Origin of the sequence: Methanothermobacter tenebrarum (assembly GCF_023167465.1) — an archaeon.
In the GTDB taxonomy this organism is placed as follows: Archaea; Methanobacteriota; Methanobacteria; order Methanobacteriales; family DSM-23052; genus Methanothermobacter_A; species Methanothermobacter_A tenebrarum.
Window position 1 is genome coordinate 191,816 of the sequence record NZ_AP025698.1, and the last position, 19,608, is coordinate 211,423.

Sequence of the window (19,608 nt, forward strand, 5' to 3'; positions counted from 1 at the left end):
AGGATTATCTGAGTAGGTGAGTGTTCCCTAACCGCACCCTCTCTAATCCAACCCCTTGGGCCGCTTCTAAACATTCATTTGCTTCTTCCCAAGTCAGTAGTGGGAGATCCGTCATCATGTGTTGAGGGGAGAATGCGAGGAGAGTATAGGGTATCCGTGGGTTAAGTTTGACTAGAAAATTGGCTATATTCCTCACTTCCTCCTCTTCTATATAACCTGGTATTAGGAGGGTGCTTGCGACAAGTAACGGTGGGTTGCTTCTCTTATCAAAATAGCCCTGGTAGATGTATTTAAAATTTTTAAAGGTTTGTCTATTACTCGCACCCGTCAATATCCTGTGAAGTTTTTCATCCCATGCCTTAAGGTCAAATTTTATTATACCACCGGATGATAAGCTTGTCCTTGCCATGTCATCCAGGTACTTGGGATGGATATTACCATTGGTCTCCCAACAGATCCTCAAAATCTCACCCTTTTTTCTTTCAGAGCCTCCCTGGCTACTGATAATGCGAATGACATCTGCGGCGATGGATCACCCCCAAAAAAGCATATACATGCGCTTTTATCGTCTAGGCTTCTGATTATTTCTTGGACTGTAAATAATGGTTTTCCTTTGAGGGCCATTTCACGATATGAACTGTTTTGACAGTATAAGCAATCAAATGAACAACTCCCGAAGAATATGGCGAGATTCTTGTAACCATATTCCGGGCCTGGTGAATAGGCATATTGTGGATAACCAGCCCCTGTACCCCCTGGACAAACCCAGTCAGCCACGCAATTGGTGGGTAATGGATCAAAATAAAAAATACCGACAGCTTCTCGACTCGTATTTATCCTGGTGTGTATCCTCCCATTTTTCACTTGGCGCAGGCGGCAGAAACCATATTCTTCCTCTTTTATCCTGCAAAGGTTACCACACTCATAACAGGTAACGCCCCCAGGATCTTGTGGGGGTAAAACTGGGGGTATCATGCGACTTTCACTATGGGCTTTCTTTGTCAGATCTTGGACTATCCTCTCAGGTTCTTTTTTCAGGCAGTTTCCACAAATATGGTCTAGGATTTGGGTGGCGGTTCCGCCACAAATTTTGCAACGCACTTGTCCTCTTGGGGGCTGATCCATCATATTCACCATTTGGGCCTGGGTGGGGGGTGGGCAGACCCCATAGTCTATCCATAATTGTGGGGGGGTGTGAAAGTTTCTAATCCTCGTTGAGTCTATTAATAATTTCTGTTAGAATATGATTATTAAAGTTTTAGGGGCTATAAATTTATATTATAATAATTAAAATCTATGATTAAGGATCACAATAGGAATATGTTCACGGTAGTCGAAGGAGACTTTTTGTTTTTGCACTTTATGCTAAAGTGCTAATTGTTCCTTATTGTGGCCTATAATGTTTACTGGTTCATCATATAATAGGATAGGAGGAGTTAATGATGGGATTGCCGATATGTGATGTTTGTCTAAAGAGTGGAATTTTATGTCAGGGTTGTGAGGATAAACTTAAAAGTGGCGAGGTGTCTGAACTAGAATTAGAGATCTCGAAGGTCCTTTATAGGCTGGCTGAGGGTAAATTAGGGTTTAAGAGGGCTATAGATATGGGTGATGTTGTTATTATCATCACTGATAGGGATCAGGTGGGTAAACTTATAGGTAAGGGTGGTAAGATTGTGAGGACCATTTCGAGGGCTATAGGTAAGCGTGTGAGGATTGTTGGTGAGGATTCTGATCTTAAGTCGGTCGCTGAGGATGTTCTTGCACCTGCAAGGATTTCCGGTATAAATATTGTGTATGGTAAGGATGGTAAGGAAAAATTCAAGATAAGGGTTATCAAGGAGGATGCTAGGAGGATACCAGCCAGCCTTGATGTTCTCAATAGGATCATAAAGCGATTGACTGGTGAGGAGACAACCATAGTAGTTGATGAGTACTAATTGGGGTTTCCATGGATATTATACTTTGTGTAACCGGTAGTATAGCGGCCATAGAGGCCGTTAAGCTTGCACGCGAGCTTAGAAGGCAAGGCGCGAGTATAAAGTGTTTCATGAGTGATGGTGCTTGTAATATTATCCATCCTTATGCTATGGAGTTTGCAACGGGAAATGATGTCATATTAGAGCTTACAGGCGAGATAGAGCATGTTAAGTATGCTGACGCCGATCTGATCCTCGTTGCCCCGGCCACCGCCAATGTTATAAGCAAGTTAGCATGTAGGATAGCTGATAATCCGATAAACGCGCTTCTAATCGCGGCTTTAGGTTATGGGACTCCTATTGTAATGGTGCCTTCAATGAACTTGTCAATGTATCGGGCGATAAAATATAACGTGGAAAAACTTGCCAGGGAGGGTGTGATCTTCGTACCCCCGAGGATGGAGGAGGGGAAGGCTAAATTCCCCCATCTTGATGATATAGTGCTTACTGTTTTAAGGGAGACATCCACTGGCAATTTAAGGGGTAAGAAGGTTCTTGTAAGTGCTGGTGGAACCTATGAGGCATTGGATCCTGTGAGGGGTGTGTGTAATCTGAGTTCTGGTAAAATGGGTTTAGAATTAGCCAAGGAAGCTTTTATACAGGGTGCTGATGTCACACTCCTTGGGGCTAACTTATCCTTGGAGGTACCGTCATGTATAGGTATGGTTAATGTTGTATCAGCTGCTGAAATGTTTGATAAAGTCCAAGAGCTTATTAAAGATTTTGATGTTTTTATTTCAGCTGCTGCTGTGGCGGATTTCAAGCCGGAGTATACTGAAGATAAAATACCATCCTCTGAGGGGAGAATTTTAAAATTGGAGCCTAACCCTAAGATAATTGATAGTGTGAAGGATTTAAATCCTAATATTTATCTTGTCGGTTTCAAGGCTGAATATGATGTTAATGAGGATGAGCTTATAGAATTAGCCAGGGAACAGAGGGAAAGGTGTGGTGCGGATCTGGTTGTTGCTAATGATCTTGCAGTTGAAGGTTTCGGTTCAGATAAAATCAAACCGATATTGGTTTCTGATAGGGTGGAGAAACTACCCCTCATGGATAAAAGGGAACTTTCCAAGATAATAATACAAATTGTATCCCAGAATTTATAATAATCCTAATAGAATTTGTATTATATTTTTTGTAGACTATTTTCTCATGTTAATAACAAATTATTTATATATCCTACCATATAATATTATCCACAGAGTATATTATATGGTGGTAAAATGGTATTAAAAAACCTTATATTAGGTTATAGGAAAATCACAGGAAAAAGTATTGATGAACTTGCAAGGGAACTAGAAGTACCAAAGACTGTTGTAGAGGGCCTTGAGAGTGGTGAAATCAAACACCCCACCCCCAAGTTGCTTTCAAAGATCAAAAGGCTTACAAGGGGGTTGGACGAGAAGGAAATCGAGGCCATTGGAAGAGGTTACAGGATAAAAGAGTTCCTGGGCAACTATTTCAAATACTTCCTCAAGGGATTGTCCAAAGAAAAGGGAATAAAAACCTCCAAGATAAAAGAAATGTCCCCAACTGAATTATACAAACTAGTAGGGAAACTAGACGAGGACTTCATTAAAATAACAGATAAAGGTAGGATAGCAAGCCACTCCTAGTCGCTAAATTCAACAAGTAAAGCTAGATGATCCTTCTCATAAGGTTCTAATCTAATCCTCTCTCTAACATTGAAACCAGAACTCTTTATCTTCCCTTCCTCCTCTTTAAAGATTATGGAGGGTTTTCTCGTAACGTCTATGCTTCTTGCTTTTATCATCAACAATCCTTGACCCTCTTTTTTGAGGAATAATTTCATGTTTTCTGTGAAAAGTTGACTTTGTCTTGGTTGCGCCACGTCACAATAGAGGAAATCCACTTTCTCTATAAGATGTAGATAATCCCTTGGGCGGGTAGCATCCTTAAGTATTGGGATCATGTTTTTCCGGTTTTCACACACCTTTACCAGTTCTCTCATCATCCGTGGAGAAGATTCTATACAATATATAATACCATCAGTGGCCATGTCAGAGAAATGTGACGCTGTAGTACCCGCTGACGCGCCCAAGTATAATATCCTCGAGTCTTTCCTGATTTTAAGGGTCTTAAGACCGTTAAGTATGGCGGCTGCTAGCTTGGACCTGTAGGGATCCCAGACACGGTATTCTCGCCCACCCCACTTGAATAATTTTTCACCATAAACTTGCATACCCTTTGCGAGGTTAACTGTTAAAAGATAATTTTCATGGAGATAAACGCCCTCTATCCCCTTGATTTTCTTCATTGATAACACTCTCCATTCTGAGGATTATCCTCTTTTCTTTGGGGTTTGCCTTTTTATGATATCTATCCGTTTATACAAATCTTCTTTTATATTAGGGTCATGTTCTCCCGTGAATAAGTCCTTTCTCGCTGCGAGGGAGATCTTTGAGGCTAGTGCACGTGCGATTTTGCCGCGGACGCGCCAATTTGATCCCCTAACGAGGGGGTGCTGATATATTAGCCCATGTTTTGGGGGTTTCGAACCCCTTCTAAGGTGCCTGAATAGGGCTTTTTCAGCCCCCATCACTTGTATGGTCGAAGAAGGTGAAAGTGCTAATTTTTTCATGCTTCCTGCGTGTGCTATTAATTTTGCGCCGAGTGTCGTGCCGGCAACATCCTGCAGGTTGGGTGCTAAGTATCCCATTTTCGACTCTATATACCTTTCTATGGATTTTCTCAATAACTGTAATGATCTGATGGCCTTCGCAAACTCTCTTATAATCTCTATGTCCTCTTCTTCGAATTCCCCCCCTATACTCTTCTCTGGCAACTTTTTCAATTTTATTATATCTTCTCTTCTCGGTTTTTCTGCTATGAGTTTAACATAATGTTCATGGTCCTTCACAGACTCCAGTTCCGGGAAATATATCGAGTACCATTCTCTTATCCTTTCAACAAATTTTCCTATGGCCTCGTCAAGATCATCTAAGGCGTTAACAGCTTGTATAATCAGTTTATCCTGTTCTTTGAAGGATTCTTCCAATTTTTTGAGGGTTATCCCCTTGTTTATCTCATATATGAACTCCCCGAATTCACCATCCTTGATGAATCCAATCTCCTCAAGGATTTCCCTCAAATTTTCTCGAAGATATTCACCCCCAATATTTGGAGACTCTAAGATAACCCCCTTAAATTTCCCATACTTCCATCTATGCGCAGATTCTATGGATATCTCCCCATATTCTCTGAGGAGTCTTTTTATGATCTTCTCCTCTTCGCTGGTTAACCCTTTTTCGAATTCTAGCAACCTTGAAATTACAGATTTTCTAGGGAAAAGTTCATAATCTACAATATCTAAATTTTCATTAAATGCTATGAAACCGGCAACACATGGCACAAGATAACACTTCATATGGGTAGATTTGTATCCGGCCAATTATAATCTTTTAGTGGGGGAGATCAAAGGTGTTAGATGTTAACCTTTGCGGGGTTAAAATGCGAAATCCTACAATGCTCGCCGCCGGCGTTCTCGGGATAACAGCATCATCATTAAATCGTGTTTATCATCATGGAGCAGGGGCTGTTGTCACCAAATCTTTTTCTCTTGAACCGAATATGGGCTATAAGAACCCGACTATAGTTGAGGTCCCATATGGGCTTATAAATGCTATGGGCCTGTCCAATCCTGGTGTTGAATCATTCAAGGAGGAACTATATAAGATAGAGGATAGGATACCGGTAGTAGCGTCTATATATGGTTCCTCCCCCAGCGAATTTGTGAAGGTTGCACTAGAAGTCCAAGGACTAGTGGACATGATTGAATTGAACATTTCATGCCCCCATGCAATGGAAGGCTATGGGGCGACAATAGGACAAGACCCACAACTAACATTCAAAGTGGTTGAAGCCGTTAAAGAAGCCTGTAAAGTGCCAGTAGCCGCTAAATTAACACCCAATGTCACGGATATCAAGGAGATAGCATTAAAGGCTGAAGAAGCAGGATGCGACGCCATAACCCTTATAAATTCCCTCGGACCCGCCATGAAAATAGACTTGAAAACAGGCAAACCAATCCTCTCCAATAAATTCGGGGGACTATCAGGCCCCGCGATAAAACCAATAGCCATCAGATGCGTATATGAAGTATATGAGACCGTGGATGTCCCCCTGATCGGCGTCGGTGGGATAACAGATTACAAAGATGTTGTAGAATTCCTATATGCGGGGGCCAGCGCAATCCAGATAGGTAGCGCCATATTCTACCATGGCCTTGGAATATTCAAAAAAGTCTGCGATGACCTTAAAGCCTTCATGAAAAGAGAAGGATTCAAAAGTATAAACAAGATGGTTGGATTAGCCCACGGATAATATGGGGGATCATAAAATTGCACGTTCCAAAAATCCTAGAAATCAAAAGGATTATCAGAGAATCATCAGACGTTAAAACACTAATATGCCCATGGGATGGGAAATCTCCAGTACCCGGACAATTCATGATGATCTGGGACTTCAAGGATGAGAAACCCATGTCAGTCTCATTAATCGACAAGACAAACAATGAAATAGGCATCTCAATAAGGAAGGTCGGACCATTCACCTCAAGAATCCACAAACTCAGAGAAGGAGACAAGCTCGGATTAAGAGGACCCTACGGGCGGGGATTCACCATAGAAGGTCATAGGATATTAGCCATAGGTGGTGGTGTTGGCATGGCCCCAATAGCAGCCCTGGTAGAGGAAGCCAGGGCAAGGGATTTTGAAGTTGATGTTATAGTCGCGGCCAGAACCTATGATGAGCTACTATTCCTGGATCGTCTCGAAAAAACTGGTGCCAGGATATTCACATGTACTGATGATGGAAGCTGCGGATTCAAAGGATTTGCCATCGACCGTTTAAAAACCCTCAAGGAAACATATGATATGGCCATGGTTTGCGGTCCTGAGGCGATGATGAAGGGCATATTCCTAGAATTAGAAAAGAGGGGCATACCTGGCCAATTCTCCCTTGAAAGGTATATAAAATGTGCCATGGGCCTGTGTGGACATTGTTGTCTGGATAATACTGGTTGGAGAGTCTGTGTAGAGGGGCCGGTCTTCTGGAGTCATGAGCTTAAAATGGTGAAGGAATTCGGAGAATACAAGAGGGACGCTACAGGCGCGATAAGACCATTAGGGTGAAAGGCTTTGATATACCGGATAAAGGGTACTATAACATCATCATTTTTCATCATACTCGTCCTTTTAATATTATCAGCTATAGTACTCTATCCCATTTGGACTATGCTATTCCTTGGGGCTATTTTTGCCTATGGTATACGTCCAATAGCAGATAAACTCACAAAATATATACCCTATAGGTCGGTTTCCATAGCCATTGTAATGGTAGTGACGATCCTGCCATTAATCGGAGTCCTGGCCATGATCGCCAACACTTTATTCAATTCAGCGCCTGCACTACTTTCCACGGCCCAGAAGATAAACCTGGGCTCCATGGACAAAATATTAAAGTCATATGTACCATCCGAGTTTTTACCCTCAGCAGATATACTATTTAACGTCTTGAAGGATCTTATCAACAATCTTTTAAAGATGATAATAGATTATCTTTTGGATCTTATCAAGAGCGTGCCCATGATAGCCCTACAATTATTCATATTATTTGCTTCAGCATTCTACTTTGCAAGGGATGGTGAACAGCTAGTATCCTATGCATCCTCCATTGTACCCGAAGAAAGAAAGGATTTTATGAGGCGTCTTATCATTGAAACAGAGAGGGTTATAAAGAGCATATTCTACGGCCATTTCCTAACAGCATTTATAATAGGTTTAATGGCGATAATAGGATTCCAACTCCTCGGATACCCATATGCGATATTCCTAGGTTTGCTCGCAGGATTCTTCCAATTGATCCCAGTGATAGGACCATGGCCCACCTATACTATACTCGCCATATACGATTTCATCTACGGTAACATACTCCGTGGTGTGATAGTCTTAATATTCGGCGCCTTTTTAAGTAGTATTGATGTTTATCTACGCCCTAAATTGTCGGGTAAATACGCCGATATACACCCACTGCTTTTCCTAGTGGGATTCCTGGGCGGGCCTCTAATCTGGGGATTGGCAGGTTTCATAATAGGACCATTAATCTTGGGGGTTGCATACGCGGCTTTAAATGTTTACAGGGAAGAAAAAACACAATAGGCGCAAAAAAGGTTATTCTAGGTTGAATGGTAAGCCGATTTTTTCGCCATTTTCTATTTTATGCAATTCTCTCCTGTATGCTTCAAGTGGCGTTTCCTCTACTCCAAGGTATCCTGCGAAGGTGAGTGGCTCTTTTTCTAATTCTTCGAAGAATCTGGGATACCTCTTATCCCTTAATATATGATGATCCAATATTATCTCTGAGTCTGTCTCGAGGATTATCCTGTTAATGTTATTGGTTCCGGTTTTCCAGGAATTTTTCATATATCCTATGTATGTTGGGGGGCCGCTTGTGATTATAAGATCCGGCATCTTCCCTATTATCCATTCTACGCTTTCTTTATTTAACAGTTGGGTGTCACTGGCATGGATCATCCTCTCTTTGTGGTCTATCATGGTCATTATGACAAATCCTAGCCTAGTGCCCTTTTCTCCATGGGGGAATGCCGGTGAAAATTCCATTTTAAAGTCTCTGATCAAGGTTTTCCCATCAGCATATTCATACCCTCTCTTGTCCTCCAGGAACTTTGATGCCCTACCCCTCTGGCTTTTATTAATATTCCTGATAGGATCCTTTAGAAACAAATGTTTCCCATCATAGTTTGCCCCTGGAATATAATGATCATAATGATAATGGGATATGATTATCGTAGTTGCCTTATCCAAGAATTCTAGGATCCTACCCCTAGTATATTCTAATCTTTCTAGTTCGATTTTTGCTGGTGGTAGCGAATATCTTCTGGGGCCTAAAGCGACACCAGGATCTATTAATATTTTATCTTCACCAACTTCGATGTATACTGAGAGGCTCCTAACACCTAGACTCTCAGATGCAATGGGAACTATCTTCATATCAACTCCCCATAAATAGCTTGACTGTCCCTCTTTTTTTGGGGATCTTGACCCCCCCACACAAGAGGTGTGGGGGGTAACAATAAAATAATCCCCACACCCAAATATAATACTATGGTAAGGGAGCGGATGATACTCCTTGACATTGATTATGTTACAGTCGAGGACGTGCCAGTTATAAGATTATTTGGGAGAGGCGAGGATAAAAGGCCGAGGATAGCCTTAGACAGGTCTTTCAAGCCATACATTTATGCAATACCCTCAGATGCTGATTCATGTTTGGAGGAGTTGGAAGAGGCCGGTTTCAAAGAGTTGGAGGTTGTGGAGAGGAAGGATCTTGGAAGACCGGTAGATGCGATCAAGATTATCCTAGATCATCCTAGGGAGGTTCCAAGGATCAGAGAGAAGATAAGGAATCTTGAACATGTTCAGGAGATCCGGGAACATGACATACCATTCTATAGAAGATACCTCATCGATAATGGATTGTTCCCAATGTCAAAGATAGAATTGAAGGGTCATAGTATCGAATCATCCCAGGATATTGAAGTCGTGGAATTGGATGAGCCCCCAAGGACTGTTAAGTCAAAATTCCCAGAACTTGAAATTTTAGCCTTCGATATTGAAGTTTATAACCCACATGGGATGCCCAACCCCGAAGAGGATGAAATAATAATGATAAGCCTCTATGACAGTGAGAGAAAAAGGATAATATCAACCAAGGGGGGACACCTCAACTTTGTCGAACTTGTAGAAGATGAGAAGGCGATCCTAGAAAGATTCGCCGAGATAATAAAAGATTCTAAACCCGACTTACTTGTGGGATATAATTCTGACAATTTCGACTTCCCATATATAAGGAAGAGGGCTGATATTCTAGGCGTTAAACTCAACATAGGATGGGATGGATCAACCATAAAATCCCTGAGAAGAGGTTTTGCAACTGCCACAGCAATAAAGGGGACAATCCACGTAGACCTCTACCCAGTGATGCGACGTTACATAAACCTTGACACCTACACCCTCGAAAGAGTATACTTTGAATTATTCGGTGAAAAAAAGGTTGAATTACCCGGCGACCAACTATGGGAATACTGGGACGATAAAACCCTAAGAGACCAGCTTTTCAAATATTCCCTCGAGGATGTTATGGCAACCTATAGGATCGCTGAAAAAATACTCCCACTAAACATGGAGATCACAAGGATTGTGGGACAACCACTATTCGACATAAGCAGGATGGCCACCGGACAACAAGTTGAATGGTTCCTTATAAGGAAGGCATTCGAATATGGTGAATTAGTACCTAATAAACCATCACCCTCTGAGTTGCAAAGGAGAAGAACCCAGAAGGTCGTTGGAGGTTATGTGAAGGAACCCGAAAAAGGCCTCCATGAAAACATTGTACAATTTGATTTCAGGAGCCTATATCCTAGTATCATAATCTCCAAGAATATTTCACCCGACACCCTCACCGAAGATCCGGAAGAAGACTGTTACGTGGCCCCTGAGGCTGGTTATAGGTTCAAGAAGAAACCTAGGGGTTTCGTACCTTCAATTATAGGGCAAATATTAGATGAGAGGATGAAGATAAAGAATCTGATGAAGGCGGCTGAGGATCCCATGGAAAAGAGGATACTTGACGTGCAACAGGAGGCCCTTAAAAGGCTTGCTAATACGATGTATGGAGTTTATGGTTACACGCGTTTCAGATGGTATTGTTTAGAGTGTGCAGAGGCTATAACAGCATGGGGCCGTGATTATATTAAGAAGACGATAAAAGAGGCTGAAAAGTTCGGATTCCATACAGTATATGCTGATACTGATGGGTTCTATGCTACTTACCAGAAGAAATGATCTTCATGAACCTTGATATTATCTCCTCTGGGTTCAAGTCTATGAGTGGGACGTCCGCGTTTCCAGGTTCTACTTTCACATGGACTATGATCGGTCCTTCCTCTTCTAGTATTGGGGTCATGTTAATCTCATGGGGTTCTTCGAATTTGAATATTTTTTTGAATCCTATGCCCTTAGCGAGTTCGCCGAGGTCGACTTGGAGGGCGTAGGTGCACTGTGAACCTGTGGTCGCATAACATCCGTTATCTAATATTATGAGTATGAGGTTTTTGGGTGCTTGGCTGTAGATTGTGACGAGACTTCCAAGGTTCATGAGGAGTGAACCATCACCCTCAAAGACTATTACTTTACGCTTTTGTGCTAGGGCAAGTCCTAGTCCGATTGACGAGGCCATCCCCATTGATCCTAGCATGTAGAAGTGTCTTGGGGAATCTTTGATACTGTAGAGTTCCCTTGATGGGAATCCAAGATTGCATATGATCAGTTCATCGTCTAATTGTTCTATGATGGCTTTTATGGCTTCTATACGTTCCATTCTAGGTTCACCAGAAACTAACTTCTAGGAGTATGGCTGTGGGGTGTTTTTTCGCCTTTGCAAGTTTCCAGGCGGATCTTATATTATTGTATGCTTCTTCTGGTGTGGAGGGGACATGGTATGGTATGTTGAGGGCTTCTAGGATGAGTGGTGTTGCTTCACCCATTGGGATTTGGGCTGTTATGAATTCTCCGCGGGTGCCCCTGTGGCTTATTATCATGAGTATGGGGATCCTATACAACTTGTAGAGGGATGCTATGACATTTATAGAATTTCCAAGACCTGAATTTTGCATTAGGATGGCCGTGTTCTCCCCGGCCATGTACGCGCCCGCCGCTATCCCGAAACCTTCTTCTTCTCTCGTGACTGGTATGTGTTTGATTTCCTTGTCCTGGTCTATCATTTCAAGTACCCTTGCAAGGTTTATGCAGGGCACGCTTACTATGAAGTTTATGTTGTTGTCTTTAAGGGCCTTGTATATTGCCTTGCTACTGTCCAATGTTTTTATCCCTCCAAGTTCAGGTCCAGGTTTAGTTTTTCTTCTATTTCCTTTAGTTGTTTTAGGAGTTTCTGGTCTATGTATATGCCCTCTTTTAGGTTCTTTTCCATGTTCATTTTCTCTATGTCACCTGGAATGAGGACTTTGCCCGTGGATTTGACTTCTTCAACGAAGCTGTCAACTTGTTCTTTGAAGTCTTTGATGTTAACGAACTTTGATGGGTCAATGGCTATTAGAAGGTCGCCCTTTGTACATTTATCGTAGGGGTTCACGGTACCTTTCACTTTCTTACCAATGGCGGCTTTTACAAGGGGCCCTGCTAATATTTCGATCATGAATGATAATGCGTAGCCTTTGTGCCCCCCAAATGGTAATATTGAACCTTTCAGGGCCTTCTCGGAGTCTGTTGTGGGTTTTCCATTGGAGTCTAATGCTATGCCCTCTGGTAGGTTTTCCCCTCTACGGGCGGCTTCGAGTAATTTTCCACGTGCTGAGGCCGATGTTGCCATGTCAACTGAGATATAGTATTTATTGGATGGTATGCCGATTGCTAGTGGGTTTGTTCCGAGTATTGGTTCTTTTCCCCCTAGTGGTGCCACGGCCGGTTCTGTGTTTGCCATTATTATACCTATCATGTCCTCTTTGATTGCCATGTCAGAATAGTATCCTGCAATACCGAAGTGGTTGGAGTCATGGACGCCCACTAATCCTATTCCTGTCTCTTTTGCTTTTTGGATGGCTATCTCCATCCCCCTATAGGTTACAAAGTGGCCGAGGAGGTGATTGCCATTTATTAGGGCTGTTGATACGGTCTCTTTTTCGATTTCTATGTTGCCTTCTGTTTTTATGGTTCCATGTTCTATGCCCTTCACGTACTGGGGGAATCTCCCTATCCCGTGTGAGCTGAAACCTTTAAGGTCTGCATCTGCTGTTACATCGGCAACTATCTGGGCGTGTTCTTCCGGCACATTTAGAGCCTTTAGGATTGATATTATAATATTTTTTTCATCTTCACTGGTTATCCTCATAGAGATACCTTCCAAGATTATTTTTTTAGAGTGTGATATCCTCTTGGGTGTATGTTTTGATTTTCACAGCACCTGTGGGGTCTTCCTCGACGGTTCCTATCTCCCTTGCATTGTAGGTTTTCTTGGTTATTTTTATTGTTTTATTTGCATCTTCTTTGTCCACGACTATTATGAAGCCTATGCCCATGTTGAAGACCCTGTACATTTCATCTATTGGCACTCCATTTTCGTGGATTGCCTTGAATACTGGTTGTGGCTCTGGTAGATTATCTAATTTGTAGGTTACCTTATCGTTAAGGCGGCGTATGTTCGTGTATCCGCCTCCTGTTATATGTGCGAGTCCATGGACTTTGATCTCTGATTTTAGAAGTTCTAGTATGGGTTTGACATAAATTCTTGTGGGTTTTAGGAGTTCTTCCCCTATTTTATCCTTTGAACCTGGCAGGGGGTCATTGATGTTTAGTTTCAGTTTTTCGAAGAATATTTTCCTTGCGAGGGTTAATCCGTTGCTGTGTATCCCACTACTTTCAATTCCTATTAGCCTGTCACCAGCTTTTATCTTTTCTCCTGTTATTATATTATTTGGGTCTGTTATGCCTATGCCAGTGGCTGCGAGGTCGAAATTATCCACTATCTCAGGTAGTGTTGCTGTTTCCCCTCCTATTATCGCGGTTTCTGCCAGTTCAGCGCCCTTTGCTAATCCTTCACCTATCTCTGATGCGATTTCAGGGTCTGGTTTTTCCATTGCAAGGTAGTCGACTATTGCGATGGGTTTGGCGCCTACACATAGGATGTCATTCACTACCATTGCTATACAGTCTATTCCGATGGTGTCATATTTTCCTAGCTTCTCTGCTACTAGTATTTTGCTGCCCACACCATCTGTACTCATTGCTATTGCCATGTCACCTACTCGTATTATAGAGGCGAAGTGACCCTTCCTTGTGAGCACGTTAGCATATTTTAGGGTTTTTTCGAGTTTTGAGACTAGTTTTGATACTGTTAATGCTTCAAGGTCTATATCTACTCCAGAATCGGCGTATGTTACCATCTAATCACCATTTTATTGTATTCGCACGGTTTCTAGGTTTAGTGGTGTTTTTGTTTCTATCTTGTAGGTTCTGTAGATGCTTGATGCGAGATCCAAGGTTTTGTAATTGTCACCATGGCATATAAGTATCTTCTCTGGCCTAGGGCTCACCCTTCTAACATATTCCATGAGCTGTCTGCGATCTGAGTGCCCGCTGAAACCCTCTATGGTCTTTATATCCATTTTAACCTTGTATACTCTCGTTTTACCCTCTTCTTTGAGTGGTATCTCCTTCCACCCCTTCTGGAGTCTTCTGCCAAGTGAACCCTCAGCCTGGTAACCTACAAAGACAAGGGAATTCTTCTCATTTTCACATAACCATTTGAAATATTCTAGGGAGTTTCCACCGGTTAACATCCCAGAGGTTGATAGGATAATTGATGGTTCCCCTTCAATGATATCCATCCTCTCATCCATTCCATTAACTTTGTGGAATATATCTGATATGAATGGGTTATGTCCCATGTGGAATATTTGGTCCCTGAGGTCCTTGCTGAGGTATTCTGGGCGGGCGGTGTGGATGGCTGTCGCCTCCCATATCATCCCATCAATGTATACTGGGACTTCGTGGATGATCCCAGTTCTTATATATTCTTCTAATACTACCATAAGTTCTTGGGCTCTTCCAACCGCGAATACTGGTATTAGTATTTTACCCCCTCTTCTGAGAGTGGTGTAGATTGTTTTTATCAATTCTTTTTCTGCATGGTTTCTTGGTGGTTGCACATCCTCTTTCCCACCATAGGTGCTTTCCATGACCAACGTTTCTAGGCGGGGGAATCTTGTAACTGCAGGTTCTAGTAATCTGCTTTGTTCATATTTGAAGTCGCCGGTGTATACCATGTTGTGTTGGCCGTCTCCGATGTGTAGGTGGGCCATGGCTGATCCTAGTATGTGGCCAGCATTGTGTAGTGTTAGTCTTATGTCTGGTGCTATGTCGGTTACTTCCCCATAGTCGAGTGTGATTGTATGTTTTATGCATTTTTTCACGTGTTTGACGTTGAATGGGAGTGGTTGTTCTTCTCTGTAGGCTATGTCTATGTGGTCTAGTTGGAGTAGTGTCATCAGGTCTCTTGTGGGTGTTGTGCAGTATACTGGCCCGTCGTAGCCATAATGGTAGAGGTATGGTACGAATCCTGAATGGTCTAGGTGGGCGTGTGTTATTATTACAGCGTCTAGATTGTCTGGTGCGAATTCTGGGACGTTTAGGAAGGGGTATGATGTTTTTTCGTCTGTTCCTGCCACGTTTACTCCACAGTCTAGTAGTATTCTGCTGTTGGGCGTCTGAAGGTAGAGGCAGGATCTTCCAACTTCTCTGAACCCGCCTATGGCTGTTAATCTCGCCCAATCATTCTCGTATTTTGTCTCCTGGTGTATACGATTCCCTAGTTGGTGGAGTATCTTCTTGCGTTCTTTACTGTTCCTTCTAAGGGTTCTCCGTATCCTTTGTATTATCTCTGATGATATTGGTGGTGTTCTCAGTATCTTAGGCGCCCATCCTATATTTTTCACTATTTCTCTTGATGTTGAACCGTATTTGCCTATTACGAGTCCTGGTTTTTTGGCTTCTATGATGACTTCGCAGGTTACATCATCAAATGAGATGTTGGTTATCTCAGCCTCCTTTGGGACTATCTCATGGATTTTTTCTATGGCCTTTTCAGGTTCCATGAGTACTGAGCGGTCTGAGCGTATTATAATACGCTTGCGAAGGTCCTTGGCCAGTTCCCTGATTAGGTCACCGTTTTCGCTTATAATCTCTGGGTTCTTTGTATAGATTACAAGTTCTGGTCCTTCAAATTCTACCTTGGCTACCTGGACTCTTGATGGTAATCTTTGGATTATAGTCTTCTTGATTTCTTCAAGGACCCTTGAAACCATATGATCACTTCTTGGAAAATTAGAATCCTAATGCTCGTATAAAATTAAAAAAATTTAACAGATGTGAGGTGGTGTGTTAAAATTAGTTAAGTTCTTTAATTCTCTTTTCAACTTCTTCTTCACTTAACATTTTGAAACCTTCTTCTGTGACTATGGCTACTCTTATACCATTCCCGGAGAAGGTGTCCCTTTCTATCGCAGATTTTAGGGCTTTTATTGCGATGTCAATTGCTTCTTCTACATATAGGTCTTCGGTGTATCTGTCTTCGAGCACACCATAGGCTATAGGTGAGCCTGAGCCTGTTGATATGAATTTGTCTAGAATCATCCCCCCTGTAGGGTCTAGGGAGTATATTTTCGCTCCTGTGTCATCCACTCCCCCTAATAAGGCTTGTACTATGAGTGGATAGAAACGGTTTGAGTGGAGTATGTTTGATGCTAGGGCCGCGACAGCCTCTATACTTATCCTCTCAGAATTTCTCATCTTATATAATGCCGCTTCAGCCTTTAAATACTTCATTAGAGTTTGTGCATCCGCCACGGATCCTGCGACAGTTGCTGCTATGTGTTCATCAACTTTGAATATCTTGTCAGCGACTTTGTGCGCTATCAGGTTTCCGATGGTAGCTCTTCTCTCTGTTGCAAAAACAACCCCATCTTTGCAAGTTATACCCACAGTTGTAGTACCTTTTAATCTTCTTTCGTCTTCCATAGATACACCTCGAAAATAAAAATAGTAGTATGAAAACCAGATTCTAAACCCTAGTTTTACCTTTTATCTTATATAAACCTTTAGTATCTAGGTTCCCATTCAAGTCCCCCACCACAAAAAAATTGAGGTGGGTGGTTATCATGAGGATCTTATCCCCCCTTATCTGGAGGATAATCCCCTCAAGTATAAATATTTTTCGCTAGGTTATTATCTCTTCTAGGACGCCCTTCTTTTTCGCATTTTTTATTTCAAGGGCAGCCCTTCGCCCCATGCTCATACCCTCACCATAGAGAAGATAACTGTAGGTTGATCCGCCCATGAATGTGTTTGTACCACCGTCTGAGCGTGCGCTCATCTCAAATGTCACGATCTCTAGGTTGTCTGTACACATTGTCTGTAGACAGAAGGGCCCATTCAATCCTGGGGGTACAAGCTCCTTGGCGGCGTCAGCCATCCTATCCCCTATCTCAAAGGCCTGTGGCAGCAATGATTCCCTCATAGCCACTTGATGGTTACCTGTGATAACATAGGAAGGTTGTAAGTTTATATCCAATTGATCCTTAGCTGGTATTCTTACCAGGCCGTCAATATTTGATTCATAGCGGCTGTCCATTCCAAGGATTTCAACCTCATCTTTCAAGGCTGAATAGAAGTATTGTATGCAGAAGTTTGTACCGGCAACATATTCTTCTATGTGAGCCTCTGATATCTCATCCTCGGTTATCCATTCACGTTCTATCATTAGATCGATCTTTTCATGGAACTCTTCAGGAGTTGAAGCTACAAAGTATCCTCTACCACCCCGTGCCCCTGGGAATTTCACCATAACCGGACGGTCTATCTTCTCAGGGTCATCATATTTGTAGGGTATCCTTATACCAGCCTCTTTCATGAGACGCCTTTCAAGTTCTCTTTCAGACTCCCATCTTAGGATGTTCCTGTTCCCATACATTGGTACATAGAAGTCGTTTTCGATCCTGTCAAGTCCGGCATAGGCTACAAATGAGCCGTGGGGGATGATTATACTATTCATCTCCCTTAGTTTTTCTTGAACGTCCTCGTCAGCAATCTCCCTGAACTCATCAACTATTATGAATTCATCAGCCACTCTGTAACGCTGATATGGAACCTCACGCCCCTTTTCACATACTACAGTGGTTTTGAAGCCTTCCATCTTGGCACCATGGAGTATGTGGAGTGACGTGTGGCTGCCAAGGGTTGCTATAGTCAAATTCTCCCCATCATATCCCTCAAATATCTCTAATATTTCATCCCTGTCTATTTTACCCATTAAAATCCCCCTTCAAATCTTTTATAGACTATTAAAATTTCATCTTATTTATCATTTTTGTCTACCAACTACCCCACCATTATGAGGTGCTTCCTGTTTCCATCGAAAGAAGTTGCACCCGATTATTCTTCTTGTAGAAGATTATGAGGGGGGTGATATCTTCTCTCAACGGGCGTTTGAGAGCCTCCCGCCCCCACATTTTAAATGCTCAGGGAAGCTTTGTAGCCTCTGCACCCACACTTCGGACACTTGAACCATCTATCATTTACTGATAGGCTTTTTACAATACAATTGCAATTGGAACGTTCTTTGAACCGTTAACAGGTTTTATTCTCATTACTCGTCTTCCTAGCTCTTCAGCTTGTGGGTGCGTAGAATTTGGCCTATCTAGGGTCTTAGATGGTGTTTGTTCAAGGTTGAAAACTTACCATTTTCAATCAGGGCTTTCGCATCCAAATTTTTCAACATAGATTATGTTGTAGTTGTTTATTGAAGCCTGAATGGTTGTAGTTCATGGCCTTAAACCTTACCCTTGAACCTTAATCAGCTCACTCTTTTACCATTCCTCTCTTTAGCCGGGCCAGGACCCTGATATTGCTTTAGAGTTGATAATTCACCATCTAGACTTTCGAGTAGACTTTTTGAATCCAGGGTTCTCTTGCTTCAGCTTTACGATTAAAGATTGGGGGGTCCCTCTAGGTTATCTCTTCATGGGTCTTTTTCAACTAGACGGTTTGTAAAGCGTTCAATCTCCTAGGCTTCGGATGGGTAAATTATGATATTAGATAATCAGCACAGCTTTTCACCTTGCAAAGCATCAAGGGGGGTAACTCATACTTTTATAGTTCTTCATAGAGATTATATAAAACTTGCCACTGATCAACCCCACATTTTCAGTACCCCCCAGAAGGGACTTAGTAGCAACTGAAAGTTATAACATAATGAGGGAAGTGGGCGCGAAAATGAAATGGAAACAAATAGGCGATATCATAGTATTGAACAGGAACGTGGAAAACCCTGAAAAGTATCTTAAAATGAAAGGCGTGAAGACTGTGGTTAAAATAGAGAGAATCAAGGGTAGAATTAGAAGACCAGAGGTTAAAGTCCTCGTAGGGGCGGATACGGAGACAACACACAAGGAAAACAAGTGCCTTTTCAAGTTGGATGTGGCAACTATCATGTGGTCAAAGGGCAACACCTATGAGCGGATGAGAATACCAAGACTCATAGAGGATGGTGAGACCATAGTCGACATGTTCGCGGGCATAGGCTACTTTTCAATACCAATAGCAGTTCATGCAAACCCAAAAAAAGTATATGCAATTGAAATAAACCCAAAGGCATACCACTACCTCAAAGAGAACATGAAATTGAACAAAGTCCAGGACAAGATCAGACCCATACTAGGAGATTCAAGGATCATAGCACCTAAACTATCCGCTGACAGAGTCTTGATGGGATATGTCGTTAACACACACCATTACCTTGACGCTGCACTCAAATGCCTAAAAGAAGGTGGGATACTACACTACCATGAAACAGCACCTGAAAAGATAAAATTCAAAAGGCCAATAAAAAGAGTGAAAAAGGCTGCGAAACCCCGAGAAGTCAAGATATTAAATAAGAGGATTATAAAAAAATATTCTCCAGGCGTTTGGCATGTTGTAATAGACGCTAAGATAGACTAAAATGGTGTAATAGA

20 protein-coding genes are annotated in these 19,608 nt (G+C 42.1%); 8 read left to right on the forward strand and 12 right to left on the reverse strand.

Annotated features, from left to right (window positions below):
• Positions 1 to 4: 4 nt before the first annotated feature.
• On the reverse strand, positions 5 to 463 hold the full coding sequence (locus tag MTTB_RS01110; RefSeq protein WP_248564696.1) for a radical SAM protein: 459 nt from the start codon (positions 461 to 463) through the stop codon (positions 5 to 7).
• On the reverse strand, positions 460 to 1,101 hold the full coding sequence (locus MTTB_RS01115) for a 4Fe-4S cluster-binding domain-containing protein (protein ID WP_248564697.1): 642 nt from the start codon (positions 1,099 to 1,101) through the stop codon (positions 460 to 462). Before MTTB_RS01115 ends, MTTB_RS01110 begins: the two co-directional genes overlap by 4 nt.
• Positions 1,102 to 1,439: 338 nt before the next feature.
• On the opposite strand from MTTB_RS01115, the gene MTTB_RS01120 reads away from it, so the two are divergent.
• From MTTB_RS01120 to MTTB_RS01130, 3 genes are all read left to right on the forward strand, one after another.
• Positions 1,440 to 1,940, forward strand: a complete 501-nt coding sequence (locus tag MTTB_RS01120) for a KH domain-containing protein (protein WP_345894008.1) — start codon at positions 1,440 to 1,442, stop codon at positions 1,938 to 1,940.
• Positions 1,941 to 1,951: 11 nt separating this feature from the next.
• A complete protein-coding gene (gene coaBC / locus MTTB_RS01125; protein ID WP_248564698.1) occupies positions 1,952 to 3,088 on the forward strand; it encodes a bifunctional phosphopantothenoylcysteine decarboxylase/phosphopantothenate--cysteine ligase CoaBC in 1,137 nt (378 codons plus the stop codon).
• 117 nt (positions 3,089 to 3,205) lie between these two features.
• The gene (locus tag MTTB_RS01130; RefSeq protein WP_248564699.1) at positions 3,206 to 3,598 is read left to right on the forward strand and encodes a helix-turn-helix domain-containing protein; all 393 of its coding nucleotides are present in this window, start codon (positions 3,206 to 3,208) and stop codon (positions 3,596 to 3,598) included.
• On the opposite strand, the gene MTTB_RS01135 is transcribed toward MTTB_RS01130, so the two are convergent.
• Positions 3,595 to 4,260, reverse strand: coding sequence for a fibrillarin-like rRNA/tRNA 2'-O-methyltransferase (locus MTTB_RS01135; RefSeq protein ID WP_248564700.1), 666 nt, complete (start codon positions 4,258 to 4,260; stop codon positions 3,595 to 3,597). The two genes, MTTB_RS01130 and MTTB_RS01135, sit on opposite strands and share 4 nt — an antisense overlap.
• Positions 4,261 to 4,284: 24 nt before the next feature.
• On the reverse strand, positions 4,285 to 5,355 hold the full coding sequence (locus MTTB_RS01140; protein WP_248564701.1) for an NOP5/NOP56 family protein: 1,071 nt from the start codon (positions 5,353 to 5,355) through the stop codon (positions 4,285 to 4,287).
• Between the two features lie 68 nt (positions 5,356 to 5,423).
• On the opposite strand from MTTB_RS01140, the gene MTTB_RS01145 reads away from it, so the two are divergent.
• From MTTB_RS01145 to MTTB_RS01155, 3 genes are read left to right on the forward strand one after another with little or no spacing between them, the layout of a single operon-like run.
• Positions 5,424 to 6,326, forward strand: a complete 903-nt coding sequence (locus MTTB_RS01145; RefSeq protein WP_248564702.1) for a dihydroorotate dehydrogenase — start codon at positions 5,424 to 5,426, stop codon at positions 6,324 to 6,326.
• 17 nt (positions 6,327 to 6,343) lie between these two features.
• Complete coding sequence (locus MTTB_RS01150) at positions 6,344 to 7,135, forward strand: dihydroorotate dehydrogenase electron transfer subunit (RefSeq protein WP_248564703.1); 792 nt, start codon at positions 6,344 to 6,346, stop codon at positions 7,133 to 7,135.
• Positions 7,136 to 7,141: 6 nt separating this feature from the next.
• Entirely contained in the window at positions 7,142 to 8,161 is a 1,020-nt protein-coding gene (locus MTTB_RS01155) for an AI-2E family transporter (RefSeq protein WP_248564704.1), read from the forward strand.
• A 12-nt stretch (positions 8,162 to 8,173) separates the two neighbouring features.
• Here MTTB_RS01155 and MTTB_RS01160 read toward each other — a convergent pair whose 3' ends face one another.
• Positions 8,174 to 9,013 (reverse strand): MBL fold metallo-hydrolase, encoded by an 840-nt coding sequence (locus tag MTTB_RS01160; RefSeq protein ID WP_248564705.1) that lies wholly within the window; start codon positions 9,011 to 9,013, stop codon positions 8,174 to 8,176.
• A 129-nt stretch (positions 9,014 to 9,142) separates the two neighbouring features.
• On the opposite strand from MTTB_RS01160, the gene MTTB_RS01165 reads away from it, so the two are divergent.
• Positions 9,143 to 10,870 carry a DNA-directed DNA polymerase gene (locus MTTB_RS01165; protein ID WP_282570371.1) on the forward strand — a complete coding sequence of 576 codons (1,728 nt, stop codon included), beginning with the start codon at positions 9,143 to 9,145 and terminating at the stop codon, positions 10,868 to 10,870.
• Here the strand turns inward: MTTB_RS01165 and comE are convergent.
• The 7 genes from comE to MTTB_RS01200 all read right to left on the reverse strand — a co-directional run bounded on the left by comE (position 10,851) and on the right by MTTB_RS01200 (position 17,906).
• Positions 10,851 to 11,405: a sulfopyruvate decarboxylase subunit beta gene (gene comE / locus MTTB_RS01170; RefSeq protein ID WP_248564706.1), complete on the reverse strand. Its 555-nt coding sequence runs from the start codon at positions 11,403 to 11,405 to the stop codon at positions 10,851 to 10,853. The two genes, MTTB_RS01165 and comE, sit on opposite strands and share 20 nt — an antisense overlap.
• A 7-nt stretch (positions 11,406 to 11,412) precedes the next feature.
• On the reverse strand, positions 11,413 to 11,904 hold the full coding sequence (gene comD / locus MTTB_RS01175; RefSeq protein ID WP_248564707.1) for a sulfopyruvate decarboxylase subunit alpha: 492 nt from the start codon (positions 11,902 to 11,904) through the stop codon (positions 11,413 to 11,415).
• A 5-nt stretch (positions 11,905 to 11,909) separates the two neighbouring features.
• Complete coding sequence (gene comC, locus MTTB_RS01180; RefSeq protein ID WP_248564708.1) at positions 11,910 to 12,932, reverse strand: L-sulfolactate dehydrogenase; 1,023 nt, start codon at positions 12,930 to 12,932, stop codon at positions 11,910 to 11,912.
• 25 nt (positions 12,933 to 12,957) lie between these two features.
• Positions 12,958 to 13,983 carry a phosphoribosylformylglycinamidine cyclo-ligase gene (gene purM / locus MTTB_RS01185; protein ID WP_248564709.1) on the reverse strand — a complete coding sequence of 342 codons (1,026 nt, stop codon included), beginning with the start codon at positions 13,981 to 13,983 and terminating at the stop codon, positions 12,958 to 12,960.
• A gap of 12 nt (positions 13,984 to 13,995) precedes the next feature.
• Complete coding sequence (locus MTTB_RS01190; RefSeq protein WP_248564710.1) at positions 13,996 to 15,903, reverse strand: beta-CASP ribonuclease aCPSF1; 1,908 nt, start codon at positions 15,901 to 15,903, stop codon at positions 13,996 to 13,998.
• Positions 15,904 to 15,985: 82 nt separating this feature from the next.
• Complete coding sequence (psmB, locus tag MTTB_RS01195; RefSeq protein WP_248564711.1) at positions 15,986 to 16,615, reverse strand: archaeal proteasome endopeptidase complex subunit beta; 630 nt, start codon at positions 16,613 to 16,615, stop codon at positions 15,986 to 15,988.
• 199 nt (positions 16,616 to 16,814) lie between these two features.
• Positions 16,815 to 17,906, reverse strand: coding sequence for a formate--phosphoribosylaminoimidazolecarboxamide ligase (locus tag MTTB_RS01200; protein WP_248564712.1), 1,092 nt, complete (start codon positions 17,904 to 17,906; stop codon positions 16,815 to 16,817).
• A gap of 962 nt (positions 17,907 to 18,868) precedes the next feature.
• Here MTTB_RS01200 and MTTB_RS01205 point away from each other — a divergent pair.
• Positions 18,869 to 19,594: a class I SAM-dependent methyltransferase gene (locus MTTB_RS01205; RefSeq protein ID WP_248564713.1), complete on the forward strand. Its 726-nt coding sequence runs from the start codon at positions 18,869 to 18,871 to the stop codon at positions 19,592 to 19,594.
• Positions 19,595 to 19,608 lie beyond the last annotated feature (14 nt).